Origin of the sequence: Photorhabdus tasmaniensis, from assembly GCF_011189505.1 — a bacterium.
GTDB lineage: Bacteria > Pseudomonadota > Gammaproteobacteria > Enterobacterales > Enterobacteriaceae > Photorhabdus > Photorhabdus tasmaniensis.
Window position 1 is genome coordinate 1 of the sequence record NZ_PUJU01000036.1, and the last position, 13533, is coordinate 13533.

14 protein-coding genes are annotated in these 13533 nt (G+C 46.4%); all 14 read right to left on the bottom strand.

The annotated features are described in order from the left end of the window. On the bottom strand, nucleotides 1-382 hold a 382-nt coding region (locus tag C5471_RS15660; protein WP_166296101.1), incomplete at its 3' end, for a two-partner secretion domain-containing protein. A 717-nt stretch (nucleotides 383-1099) separates the two neighbouring features. Further along, entirely contained in the window at nucleotides 1100-2293 is a 1194-nt protein-coding gene (locus tag C5471_RS15665; RefSeq protein ID WP_133815396.1) for an MFS transporter, read from the bottom strand. A gap of 33 nt (nucleotides 2294-2326) precedes the next feature. Further along, the gene (locus tag C5471_RS15670) at nucleotides 2327-3508 is read right to left on the bottom strand and encodes a cysteine desulfurase family protein (RefSeq protein WP_133815397.1); all 1182 of its coding nucleotides are present in this window, start codon (nucleotides 3506-3508) and stop codon (nucleotides 2327-2329) included. 51 nt (nucleotides 3509-3559) lie between these two features. Then, nucleotides 3560-4273, bottom strand: a complete 714-nt coding sequence (locus tag C5471_RS15675; protein WP_133815398.1) for a hypothetical protein — start codon at nucleotides 4271-4273, stop codon at nucleotides 3560-3562. A gap of 512 nt (nucleotides 4274-4785) precedes the next feature. Further along, nucleotides 4786-5277, bottom strand: a complete 492-nt coding sequence (pgpA, locus tag C5471_RS15680; protein ID WP_133815399.1) for a phosphatidylglycerophosphatase A — start codon at nucleotides 5275-5277, stop codon at nucleotides 4786-4788. Further along, nucleotides 5270-6259 carry a thiamine-phosphate kinase gene (gene thiL, locus C5471_RS15685; protein WP_133815400.1) on the bottom strand — a complete coding sequence of 330 codons (990 nt, stop codon included), beginning with the start codon at nucleotides 6257-6259 and terminating at the stop codon, nucleotides 5270-5272. Before thiL ends, pgpA begins: the two co-directional genes overlap by 8 nt. A 102-nt stretch (nucleotides 6260-6361) precedes the next feature. Beyond that, the gene (nusB, locus tag C5471_RS15690) at nucleotides 6362-6778 is read right to left on the bottom strand and encodes a transcription antitermination factor NusB (protein WP_133815401.1); all 417 of its coding nucleotides are present in this window, start codon (nucleotides 6776-6778) and stop codon (nucleotides 6362-6364) included. A gap of 26 nt (nucleotides 6779-6804) precedes the next feature. Continuing rightward, on the bottom strand, nucleotides 6805-7275 hold the full coding sequence (ribH, locus tag C5471_RS15695; RefSeq protein ID WP_133815402.1) for a 6,7-dimethyl-8-ribityllumazine synthase: 471 nt from the start codon (nucleotides 7273-7275) through the stop codon (nucleotides 6805-6807). A 126-nt stretch (nucleotides 7276-7401) separates the two neighbouring features. Next, nucleotides 7402-8511, bottom strand: coding sequence for a bifunctional diaminohydroxyphosphoribosylaminopyrimidine deaminase/5-amino-6-(5-phosphoribosylamino)uracil reductase RibD (ribD, locus tag C5471_RS15700; RefSeq protein WP_133815403.1), 1110 nt, complete (start codon nucleotides 8509-8511; stop codon nucleotides 7402-7404). Between the two features lie 6 nt (nucleotides 8512-8517). Beyond that, nucleotides 8518-8967 (bottom strand): transcriptional regulator NrdR, encoded by a 450-nt coding sequence (gene nrdR, locus C5471_RS15705; RefSeq protein WP_041382373.1) that lies wholly within the window; start codon nucleotides 8965-8967, stop codon nucleotides 8518-8520. Between the two features lie 115 nt (nucleotides 8968-9082). Next, on the bottom strand, nucleotides 9083-10051 hold the full coding sequence (secF, locus tag C5471_RS15710; protein ID WP_133815404.1) for a protein translocase subunit SecF: 969 nt from the start codon (nucleotides 10049-10051) through the stop codon (nucleotides 9083-9085). Nucleotides 10052-10061: 10 nt separating this feature from the next. Continuing rightward, nucleotides 10062-11909 (bottom strand): protein translocase subunit SecD, encoded by a 1848-nt coding sequence (gene secD / locus C5471_RS15715; RefSeq protein WP_133815405.1) that lies wholly within the window; start codon nucleotides 11907-11909, stop codon nucleotides 10062-10064. Nucleotides 11910-11936: 27 nt separating this feature from the next. Beyond that, nucleotides 11937-12269, bottom strand: coding sequence for a preprotein translocase subunit YajC (gene yajC / locus C5471_RS15720; protein ID WP_021323460.1), 333 nt, complete (start codon nucleotides 12267-12269; stop codon nucleotides 11937-11939). 95 nt (nucleotides 12270-12364) lie between these two features. Next, nucleotides 12365-13489, bottom strand: coding sequence for a tRNA guanosine(34) transglycosylase Tgt (tgt, locus tag C5471_RS15725; protein WP_133815406.1), 1125 nt, complete (start codon nucleotides 13487-13489; stop codon nucleotides 12365-12367). Nucleotides 13490-13533: the final 44 nt, after the last annotated feature.

Here is a 13533-nt window from a genome sequence, read left to right on the forward strand (position 1 = left end):
TGCCGACAATTTCCAACTGACCTTGCAGTTCAGAGCGTCCGCTGCCAGTGACCTCATTAATAATCAGTTCCGCCGCCGGGCCTTTCAGGTTCGGGTTGGCGTTAAGTTGCCCGGCCAGTTGTGATTGCACCGCCTGAGTGGCGTTATTGAGCACGGCACCCTGAGTAGCGACGTTAAACTCTTGATAGGTGTTGTGGGATATCCCCGCGTTATTCGGTGTGGCGATATTCACCACCGGGACATTACCCTGATTTTGTACCTGTGTTTGGCTGTTATCCGGCGTTATCCCAGCCGCAATAGCCGGATGAAGGGGATAAACGGCGGTCAGGTAAATTAAACGATAACTCGTGGCCCTGACCATCGAGTTGTTGCGTTGATCCATCGTACTCTCTCTTTGCTTAAGTGAATCTGGCTTTGGTGATAAAACGGTCATCTTTCCATAGGAAATAGTGATAATTTGATAGTGACATAAGAAAACTATTCTAATGTGTGATTATTTATCTGTCTGAATGGATAGTATGAAATGTGATCAAGATCGGGTTGTTTAATCCTGATAATGGGGAATGCGATGTATTAAATGCTGGAAAGTGGTGATAAGGCTGGAAATGCTTTTTTTAAAACAACATCAGTTCCTTAAGTTTATTAATAGTATTACGTCCCCAATCCAGCAGGGGTGTGGCATTCTGCTTATGTATTTAAGGATGTTTTTAAATGGGTTGGTCAACAACTTGGGGATAATCAGACATTAAAAGTGGTGAAAACAACGATTAAAACTCTATATCGATTAAACCCAGGAGTTAAAATAGTGACTTTTAATAACAATGTAAAACCTGCAAACTGATGTTAAAACTCAACAGTTTTTTTCAGTACCGGGAGTCTTGCAGTGTACGTCACTCATATCCCTGAGCAGGCGTCACCCCCCCAATATGACACTCTATAAACCCTACCCTCCGGCTAATTCATGATCTTTATTGCTGGATCTATACGTGTGCGAACGTAAGTTTCAGTGCTCATTTAGTACCTCGTACATGCTGATTTGAGTATCTGTCGAATGCATTATCAAGATGCCAGCCAAGGAAATCGACTGGCTGAATGACTGTTAACGAACTTCATCCTGCGCCGTCAACCTGTCCTTAATGCGACAAAACCAGTTCCCTCCCAATAACGCCATCACAAGTTCAAGAGAGGCTATTACGGCCAGAACGAGGATAAACAAGGCCTTGCCCGCGCCAACTAATATCCATCCACCTATCGCCGGAAATCCAAATATACCTACAAAATAGGCGACAACGAACCAGGTGAGGGCCGCATGGCGATTCTCAAGAGCAGAATCGTTTATTGCCCATGTTTGAATGACGGGATACACCAATCCATACCCTATCCCCGTTAACATGGCCGCCGCAATCTGGAACACGGGGTGAACCGGTATGCCCAGCAGTGCCAAAATGCCCACGATTAAGAATAACATCAGCGCAGTGACTAACGGGATACGGGGCATCGTCGATAAACGCCGGGCCAACAAAAGCCGCGACACAACCACGGTCGCTGCATGTACAGCGAAGAAGGTACTTGCATTTGCACGCGTCCCTTCGACGAGCGAACTCTGGAATGACATCATTCCGGAGAATACGCAGCCTCCCAGCCCCACCATCACAATGGGGCGGATCGCGCTACTTGTAGCGATCTTCGCTATCTTTTTCACCCAGGGTCTCAGTGATAATTCCCGTTGACCATGCGGCTCCTTGATACCAAAGGTCGCCAGAAGCAGTGAGGCGAAGATGCCAGCGACGCCAACAAAAAGAAACGTTGTTTGGATGGACACTCCCGCCTGTTCAACCGCTGCGGTGAGGAGGATGGGACTGCCGCAAATCCCAGCCATTTGAAACGCACTGAATCGGGTAAACCAGTGGCCCCTGTCGGCATCGGTTACACGTTCCGACAACGCCATGGGCCCACTGATATAGAACATTCCCCAACCGAGTCCAATCAAAAACGCCGCGATACGCGGAATATAACCCAGTTCACCGCTGAAGCCGCCTAAAAGAAGATAACCACAAGACATCGCCAACGCCGCAAGGGCGGCAAGGCGGGATGCTTCCAACTGCCCGGCAAACCATCCGACTAAAGGAACACCAATCAAGGTGCCGACCAAAGCCACACTGAGGGTCGTCCCGGCGTCAATGTCACTCCCCCCTTGTGACCGAAAATACGCGGAAATAAGGAAGGTGGTGCCATATCCCCCCGCAGTGAACAGGGTTCCGAACAGGAGAAAAAGTGCCGACATTGTTCGCATGAGTCAAACTCCATCTTAATTAATTCTTAATTATTATCGGGTGCCAAATGACTTTGGCACCATTGACCTCAGTTTATTCACCGCTTTTTCCAGACGGAGACAAACATACCGTATCTCATCCTCATTGTTAAATCTGCCCAGTCCAAAGCGCACACTGGCTTGAGCCTGCGCATCACTGACCCCTATTGCCTTCAGTACATGTGAAGGAGCCCTGTTAGCGGATGTGCATGCAGACCCAGAGGACAGTGCAACCTCAGAAAGCTCCAGCAAAAGCGAGTCAGCATCTACACCGTCAAAGGAGGCATTTAACAGACCGGGAAGGCATTCGGTGAGATGACCGTTTATCCGAACGTTAGCTACATGCTCGGTAATATACAGCCGAAGCAAATCCCGTAAATAACGTAACCTCATCGACTCAGCAGCCAAGTTTTTAACAGATAGTTCGACGGCACGCCCGAAACCTACGATCCCTGGAACGTTAAGGGTTCCAGAGCGTAAGCCTCGTTCATGTCCCCCTCCGACGATGATAGGGGCGAGTGTCATATGTTTATTACGTGAATTAATATAAAGTGCGCCGATCCCCTTTGGTCCATATATTTTGTGCGCGGAAAATGAGGCAAGGCTAATGTTCATGCGCTGTACATCAAATTCTATTTTGCCGAGCGCTTGCGTGGCGTCTGTATGGAGAGGAATGTCACGCTCCTTACAGATCGCGCCTATCTCTTCAATTTTTTGTATTGAGCCAATCTCGTTATTAGCGGCCATGATCGAGACGAGATAAGTATCATCTCTCATTGCACGAGATATTGAGTCTGGGGATACGACACCATCGCTTTGCGGCGGTAAATAGGTCACCTCCGTTCCCATTGATTCGAGCCTACTGCAACAATCAAGAACAGCCTTATGCTCAATTGTCGATGTGATGACATGACCCCTTTTACCCCGATGTTGAAGGCCAGCGATTGCAAGATTGATCGACTCGGTCGCGCCAGACGTGAATATAATATCGGAATGACTTGCTGCATTTATCGATGTCGATATCACTTTTCGCGCACCATCAACAGCTTCCATCGCTTTCCACCCAAATGCATGGTTATTGCTGGAAGCGTTTCCGTAAGCGCTGGTAAAATAGGGCATCATAGATTGAAGCACATCAGGATCTAATGCCGTTGTAGCGTTGTTATCCAGGTATATCGGCTGTGCTAAACTGTACATAATTTTCTCCCTCAACAAATAAAGATGAAGATTATTTTCTTATTATCTTGGCTATATCTGGGCAGTAATTAAATCGCCTGTGCTTACATCTCCCTCTTCATTAACAAGATTGAGACGAATGGCGGTTAAAACACCGAGCATGTGGCTAAGTTGGAGCCCACGCACATATGCCAGGGCTCTCGACCACGCGCAGTCCTCAAAAAACACCTCCAGAATAGCGTCTGAACCTTTGTGATCGCCTGCTGCTTTCTCAAAATACTCCTTCGTAATTGCCGCACAGGTGAGTTTCTGAGTCGGCTCTTCGTAAGAAACATCTGATGTCGGTGGTTTGCCATCAGCGAAGGTTTTAGACACCATCCGCCGTGTGATGGTTTCGGGTATTTCCCCGGAGGCGAGAATGTGGACAAGGTGCTGCCTAGCTGAATCTTCGTGAATAACACGTATTTCACAGAGCGGAATCTGATGTTTTTCAGCTACGGGCAAGAAGACATTCATGATCGAGGCGTGGAGATGACTCAGACGGGGGTTCCTTTTTTGAGAATTAGAGAGGTTTTCTGTCAGGAATTGGAGGCGGAATATCCCATGATGATCGAATGCCACGGATATTCTCGGTAATTCGCCACATTTATCTTGGCATCGCTTGGCGAACAGCAGCGCAGCCTCAAAGGCTTTCAATTGAGCCTCGACAACTATCTCATTATCCTTATTGAGATAAACTCGCGAATTCCCTGCAAGTATGCTTACGTTAGTTTCTCGCTGATTCATTTTCATTAATATCCTTTTCCATGATGGATTGTACGTATAAGAGTAACCGCAAGGATCCATTAATTTTAGGATCGGGGGGTTCTTACAGCATGGCTGATGTAATGCACGGAAAATAAGGTGATCTTTATAATTTAAGGTATGCTAAATACCATTTTCTTGTGCGCCCCCTTATAAAATAAGTATGTCTGATATCAGGCAAGGGTATAATTAGAAGGTTAAAGATTAACTTGTCTTCTATATCAAAAAATAGATCTTCGTCTTAATTTAAACTGATTGATGGCGTTTTTTCTTTTTAGCCTTGTAGCCAGGTGGTTGAGCCCCGGCCAGATGAGATGGCCTTTCTGATCCGTCATACAATGTTGCACTTAGTTCGCAACGTAACCGCCTGTACAGGGGCGATATAGCCCCTACAGGGCAGATCTGACCAAAAGGCCAGCAGGAGGAAGTTGACTACTAATCAACCAATTATGGGTTGAAATTCCTATTTATTTAATTATCAAATACCCCGCACATCAGAAAGTTAAAATCTGATAAAATGCCAATAACCAAACAATGACGAAAGAAAATATAGCCGCGATAATATCATCCAACATGATACCTAATCCGCCGTGAATATAACGATCAAACCAACGAATCGGCCACGGTTTCCACATATCCAAAATACGAAACACCATAAATCCCGTTAAAACCCACTGCCAGTTAACCACAGGAATCGCCATCAATGTGATCCATATACCGATAAATTCATCCCAGACAATACTGCCGTGGTCATGAACTTTCATATCATCAGAAGTACGCTGGCAAATCATTATTCCGAATAACATTCCTGCAATAATAACCAACCAGCAAATCCATTCTGGAAACTGCATCAATAATAACCAGAATGGAATAGCCGCAGCAGATCCCATTGTTCCCGGCATGACCGGCGATAACCCACTACCAAAACCCGTCGCTAATAAATGCCAAGGATTACTCATCCGTAAACGGCGTTTTGCCTCATCCATGTGCTTCCTCGGTAATAAAGTGATCGAACCCTTTCAGATCCAATTTAATCTCTTTATTATTGCTGTAATAACGAATCTCTTCTGATTCCGGCATAATCTGTCCGACACAGCTAAAACCGGCACCGGTATGAGCCAAAGCGATTTCCAGCGCGCCACGATTCCTTTCCGGGACAGTAAAACATAATTCATAGTCCTCCCCGCCACTCAAAGCCCACATAAGCGCCTGCTGCGGTTCAACGTATTGTTTCATTGCACCAGAGTAAGGGATCGCATCCAAATTTATTCTGGCTCCACATCGGCTGGCTTTCAATATGTGGCCCAAATCAGAAATCAAACCATCAGACAAATCAATTGCTGACGTTGCCAGGTTACGCAATGCCTGCCCTAGCAAAATACGGGGTTGCGGCCGGAGATGACGTTGAATTAGCCAATCGCGGGACACTGGATCAGAAATTTGCAAATGGTTTTGCAACAGAGCCAAACCTGCCGCACTATCACCCAACGAGCCACTCACATAAATCCAATCGCCATTTTTTGCGCCGGCACGCCGCAATGCTCTGCCCGCAGGAACCAGACCATGAATCGTTAACGTCAGACTCATCGGGCCACGGGTGGTGTCACCACCGATAAGCTGCATACCGTAATAACGCAATTGTTCAAAGAGGCTCTCACTGAAACCACTTAGCCAACACTCATCTATTTCCGGTAATGTCAACGCAAGTGAAAGCCAAGCAGGATCAGCACCGACAGCAGCCAAATCACTTAAATTCACCGCCAGAGATTTATAAGCCAAATCTTCAGGAGAAATATCAGGTAAGAAATGAACGCCTGAAACCAAGGTATCCATGCTGACAGCTAATTGCTGTTTATCAGCCAGCGTCATCAGTGCACAGTCATCACCAATACCCAGATTTACGTCACGCCGGTTAGTTACCTGGCGATCAAAATAACGCGCAATGAGGTCAAATTCGCCACATGCCATAATAGAATCCCAAAAAGTTACAGATGATTACGTACATAAGGCCGGTATCCCGGCCTTATAAATCATCGTCTACGGTGGGAAAAACCCGGCAAGCAGTGAGAATTATCTTTTCTTGCGTGCTGCTGGGCCAGATTTATCCAGTACCCCGTTCACGAATTTGTGACTATCTTCAGCGCCGAAGACTTTGGCCAATTCGATAGCTTCGTTAATAGCCACTTTATAAGGGACATCATCACGATAACTTAGTTCAAACATAGCAACACGCAAAATGGCTTTTTCTACCTGACCTAACTCTTCAAGCTGACGGGAAAGATAAGGAGCCATCAAAGCATCCAGCTTAACTGCGTTCACAGCGACCCCTGACAGCAATTCACGAAAATAGGTTACGTCAACACCAGTGACGTCCTGCTCCGACAGAAACTGTAATTCAACGTCAGCAATGTCATTGCCAGATAATTGCCATGAGTATATAGCCTGAACAGCGCACTCACGAGCACGACGACGAGCAGCAGGTTTCACAAGATTCCCCTTAATTAAAACTAAAATCAGCCTTTAATGGCGTTAATTACATTGACCATTTCCAGTGCGGCTAACGCAGCTTCTGCGCCTTTATTACCCGCTTTGGTTCCAGCGCGTTCAATCGCCTGCTCAATGCTTTCTGTAGTCAGAACACCAAATGCCACTGGGATTTTACTGGTCATTGCCACATTAGACAGACCGGAACTACATTCACCAGCAACGTATTCAAAGTGAGCGGTACCACCACGGATAACGGTACCCAACGCGACAACTGCGTCATATTTTTGGGTTTCGACCAATGTTTTTACCGTCAACGGTAATTCATATGCACCAGGAACCCAGACAACAGTGATATTTTCTGAAGCAACCTGACCGATGCGCTCAAGCGCATCTACCGCGCCTTCTAACAGATTGTCATTAATGAAGTTGTTAAAACGTGCAATGGCAATCGCCACACAAGCTTGTGGAGCTGCAACAATACCTTTGATGACGTTCATAGCCTTCCTTATATCTGTTGATATCCGCAGGGGGGCGGATTCTATCATATTCTTTTGTTAGCCGCGCCTGCCGATTTAGTCACAGAGCATAAAAACAGGCGAGCTAACCCACACTCACATATTCAGTTAGTATACAGGCCGCAGACGCAGACGAAGATCAGGCCCGACTTGCTGTACATCAAAAATGTTAAATTCCAGCGCCTCCGCCAGATTTTTAAGTTCAGGGATGGTAAACAAACCACAGGCAGCATCACCCAGCACTTTTGGCGCAACATAAAGCACCAGTTCATCCACCAACCCCAAAGTCAGTAATGCCCCCGCCAACAGTGGACCACATTCAGTCCAAACAGTATTAATCTGACGTTTACCTAATTGCATCATCAGTAACACTAAATCTACGCCAGCACCATGAGCAGGCAGCAATATCTGATCTACATTTTCAGGCCAGTTATGTTCATCAGCGTTGATACGGGCCAGCCAGCAATAGCCCGGCTGTTGTATGACTTGATGCTGGGGGCCAACACGGTTTTGACTGTCAACAACCACACGCACTGGCTGACGAAAATTTTTCTCAGGATAAACCGCCTGAGTTTCTGCATCCAACGCGTTCCAGCGAACCGTCAAGTAGGGATCGTCAGCCAGAACAGTGCTGCTGGAACTCAGAATCGCACTGCCCTGAGCACGGAATTTTTGCACATCATTACGAGCCTGTGATGATGTAATCCATTTACTTTCTCCAGAAGACAACGCAGTTCGCCCGTCAAGAGAAGCCGCCATCTTCAACTGAATATACGGAAATCCTGTGCGCATCCGCTTCAAAAACCCCTTATTGAGGGATTCCGCTTCCTCCATCATCAACCCGTGTTCAACTTCAATACCCGCCTGTTGTAGCTTATAAAACCCTCTTCCCGCGACCTGCGGGTTAGGATCCTGCATAGCGGTAATCACACGGCTAACGCCGGCAGCAATCAAGGTATCGGTACAAGGCGGTGTTTTACCATGATGACTACACGGCTCCAGAGTGACATAAACCGTTGCGCCTTTAGCTTTATCTCCAGCCATCTGCAAAGCATGGACTTCAGCATGTGGCTCACCAGAACGTAAATGAAAACCTTCCCCAACAATCTGCCCATCACGCACAATCACACAACCGACATTAGGATTAGGTGACGTGGTAAAGCATCCCTGACGCGCCAACTCGAAAGCACGCGCCATATATTTTTCATCGTTATTCACTACTTATTAATCCTGTAATTTAGCAATCTCTTCACCAAATTCACGAATATCTTCAAAGCTGCGGTAAACGGAAGCAAAACGGATATAAGCGACTTTATCCAATTTCTTCAATTCATCCATCACCAGATTACCAATCATTTTGGATGGAATTTCCCGTTCACCAGTAGCACGTAACTGAGATTTAATATAGCTAATCGCCATTTCTACATCATCAGAACTGACCGGACGTTTCTCCAGTGCTTTTTGCATACCTCGGCGTAGTTTTTCTTCATCGAACGGCTCCCGGATATCATCACTTTTTATCACTCTCGGCATAACCAACTCAGCCATTTCAAAAGTGGTAAATCGTTCATGACACTCAAGACACTGGCGACGTCGGCGTACCTGCGAGCCATCCCCCACCAAACGGGAGTCAATCACTTTGGTATCAACAGCGGCACAAAATGGGCAATGCATATCACTTCCTGATTGGTTAATCCGAACTCAGTTTACAGTTTACCTTAATCTGAATAAAAAACACCCTGCCAGCCGGATACTCACAGGGTGTTTGCACAGCATCAAGGCAGAATAATCAAGGCAATAAAGAGGGCTGATCAGCCCCTTCTTTCTCAACCTTTTGCTGGATCATGTGTTCACGCTTCATACCCAGTTTCAACGCTAATGCGGAAGCAACATAGATAGAAGATATCGTACCGATAGAAACACCGATTAACATCGCCAGTGAGAAGCCTTTCAGCATTGCACCACCGAAAATATACAGCATCAACACCACCAGTAAGGTTGTCGCAGAAGTCATGATGGTACGGCTCAATGTTTGAGTCAAAGAGACGTTCATAATTTCATACGACGTACCCCGGCGGATCTTACGGAAGTTTTCACGGATACGATCAGAAACCACGATACTGTCGTTCAATGAGTAACCGATAACAGACATCAGCGACGCCACAATTGTCAGGTCAATCTCGATATCAAACAACGACAGAACCCCTAACGTAATGATGACGTCATGCGCAAGTGCGAGAACCGCCCCCAACGCCAAACGCCATTCAAAACGAAACCCAACATAAATCAAGATACAGATAAGCGCGGCCAATAGCGCCATTGCACCATTCTGGGCGAGTTCAGCACCGACACTCGGGCCCACAATTTCAACACGATTCACACTCGCGTCTTTATCAACGGTGTCATTGATGACCTTAATAACCTTTTTACTCAGTTCCTCATTAGCAGCGCCCATCAGCGGTGGCATACGCACCATCACATCACGACTACTACCGAAGTTCTGCAACAGAGGATCGGCAAAACCCGCTTTCGCCAGGTTATCACGCATCTTATCCAAATCAGCAGGTTGACTAAGTTTGATTTCAATTACCGTACCACCGGTAAAATCCAATCCCCAGTTAAACCCGCGGGTTGCCATCACAAAAACAGAAGCCACCAACAGCAGCAACGAAATTCCGAAAGCAACGTTGTCCCAACGCATAAAGTCATGGACTTTACGGCCGTAGTTCAATTGTTCAACAGTATAATCCTGTGCCACAACGTGCTCCTTAAATTGACAGCTTCTTAATACGCTTACCGCCGTATAGCAGGTTCACGATAGCCCGGGTACCTACAATAGCGGTGAACATAGAAGTAGCGACACCAATTGACGTTGTTATCGCAAAGCCTTTAATTGACCCTGTACCAACAGCGTAAAGAATGATCGCAGTAATCAGCGTAGTCAGGTTGGCGTCGATAATACTGGAGAAAGCGCCCTTATAGCCTTCATGTATCGCTTGCTGTACGGTACGGCCATTACGCAATTCTTCTTTGATACGTTCGTTTATCAACACATTAGCATCGACTGCCACCGCCAGCGTCAGAACAATACCGGCAATCCCCGGCATGGTGAGCGTAGCCCCCGGTAACAGAGACATAACACCGACAATCAGCACCAAGTTAGCCAGCAGCGCGCTACTCGCAATCAAACCAAATTTGCGATAATACATCACCATAAACAGGATTGATGCGACCAGGCCCCACAAACAGGCTTCCAGTCCTTGCTCAATATTTTGCAGACCAAGGGTTGGCCCAATGGTACGTTCTTCCACAATCTGAATCGGGGCAATCAGCGCACCGGCACGCAGCAGCAAAGATAACTGACGGGCTTCAGCCGCGTTGGAAATACCCGTGATACGGAAATTACTCCCCAGACGAACCTGAATATTAGCGATATTAATCACTTCTTCACTTTTGACTAACACCGCACGACCGTTAGCATCTTTCTTGCCACTGTCTTTATATTCCACAAACAACGTTGCCATTGGCTTACCAACGTTGTCTTTGGTGAAATTAGACATTGCGCTTCCACCCGCACTGTCCAGTGAAATATTCACCTCTGGACTACCGTATTCATCGGTACCAGAAGTTGAATCTGTAATATGATCCCCAGTCAGAATAACTCGCTTATATAACACAACCGGGCTACCATCACGGGTGTTTTTCACCTCAGAATCACCCGGTACACGACCTGATATCGCCGCAGTAGAGTCAATACTGGTATTGACCAAACGGAACTCCAGGGTTGCTGTCGCACCAAGAATTTCTTTAGCACGGGCAGTATCCTGAATACCCGGTAATTCCACCACGATACGGTCGGTGCCCTGACGCTGAACTAACGGTTCAGCCACACCCAATTGGTTAACACGGTTACGCAGAATAGTAATGTTTTGCTGCACCGCATAAGAACGGGCTTCACGCTGACGCTCATCACTCATCACCGCTTTCAGGGTATTACTTGCCCCAATACTGAACACTAAATCACGGTGACGATTGGTCAGATAACTCTCCGCGTCAGAACGGGCTTTTTCATCACGGAAGCGGATCTCTACACCGTAATTATCAATTTTGCGAACAGTGGAATAAGGAATGCCTTTTTCACGTAAATCAGTACGCAGACCATCAATATTCTGCTCTTGCAATTTACCTAATGCGGTTTCCATATCCACTTCCATCAGGAAGTGCACACCACCACGCAGATCAAGGCCCAGTTTCATCGGCTCTGCGCCAATCTTACCCAGCCAGGTTGGTGTTGCCGGTGCCAGATTCAATGCCACCACATACTGATCGCCCAATGCGGACATCAGGGCCTCACGGGCACGAAGCTGAATATCAGAATTATTGAAACGAGCAAGAATCGCACCATTTTCCAGCGCAATAGATTTACTCGTGATGTGATCTTTCTCTAAAACATTACGGACTTGGTCCAGCGTTTGCTCACTGGCGGCAATGCCTCGCGCGCCAGTGATTTGTACAGCCGGATCCTCACCATAAAGGTTGGGAAGTGCATAAAGCAAACCGATGAGGATCGCAGCGATCAGCATCAGATACTTCCACAAAGGATAACGGTTTAACACGGCAGTTCCCTTCGGGAAAATCAGAAATTACAGAGCCTTCATTGTACCTTTCGGTAAAACGGCAGCGACGAAATCACGTTTAATAGTCACTTCAGTGGTGTCATTCAGTGCTAAAACGACATAACCCGTATCAGCAACTTTAGTTACACGACCAATCAAACCACCATTGGTCAGAACCTCATCACCTTTGGAAATAGAATCCATCAGTTTTTTATGGTCTTTCGTACGTTTCTGTTGTGGACGCAGGATCATGAAGTAGAAGATCAGACCGAAAACAACCAACATGATGATCAGAGAATATGGACTTCCCTGAGCCGCCGGTGCGCCAGCAGATGCCGTTGCTTCAGAAATAATACTCATTAAACTTTTCCCTCATTGTTATCAAAATCGATAGTAATCAAAAAAACCAACCGCAATATGCTATACACACTGAGGTCAGTCAATCACTACTTAAGTCAAATATTTAATAGCGGAACGGGTTTACCAATCCGCTGATAAAAATCTTCAACAAACTGTTCAAGATTACCTTCTTCGATAGCTTTACGGATCCCAGCCATTAAACGCTGATAATACCGCAAATTATGGATAGTATTCAGCCTTGCACCGAGAATTTCGTTACAACGATCAAGATGATGCAAATACGCCCGACTATAATTTCGACAAGTATAGCAATCACATTGCTCATCCAGCGGCGAAGTATCTTCTTTATGTTTGGCATTACGGATCTTAATGACACCATCGGTGACAAAAAGATGACCATTACGGGCATTACGGGTTGGCATTACACAATCGAACATATCAATGCCACGGCGAACCCCTTCCACCAAATCTTCTGGTTTTCCTACCCCCATCAGATAACGCGGTTTGTCCTGCGGGATTTGCGGGCAGACATGTTCAAGAACACGGTGCATATCTTCTTTAGGCTCCCCAACCGCAAGACCGCCTACAGCGTACCCATCAAAGCCAATCTCTACCAGACCTTTTACTGAGATATCACGTAAATCTTCGTAAATGCTCCCTTGAATAATACCAAACAAAGCATTTTTATTCTGTAACTCATCAAAACGTTTACGACTGCGAGCCGCCCAGCGCAAGGACATTTCCATCGAACGTTTCGCATAATCCCAGTCAGCAGGATATGGCGTACATTCATCAAAAATCATCACAATATCGGAACCCAGATCATACTGGATTTCCATTGATTTTTCCGGGCTGAGGAAAACAGGCGTACCATTAATTGGGTTGCGGAAATGTACACCTTCCTCTTTGATTTTACGCATCGCGCCAAGGCTGAATACCTGAAAACCGCCTGAATCCGTCAAAATCGGGCCATGCCATTGCATAAATCCGTGCAAGTCGCCATGCAGCTTCATGATTTCCTGCCCCGGACGCAGCCACAGATGGAAAGTATTACCGAGCAGAATTTGCGCCCCGGTCTCTTTCACTTCCTCCGGCGTCATGCCTTTTACTGTGCCGTAAGTCCCCACAGGCATAAAAGCCGGCGTTTCTACAACACCACGTTCAAAAACCAGACGACCACGACGGGCTTGACCATCAGTAGTTTGTAATTCAAATTTCACTTAACCTCCAGGCATCAGATAAACAGTCTGATGCTGATTTCATA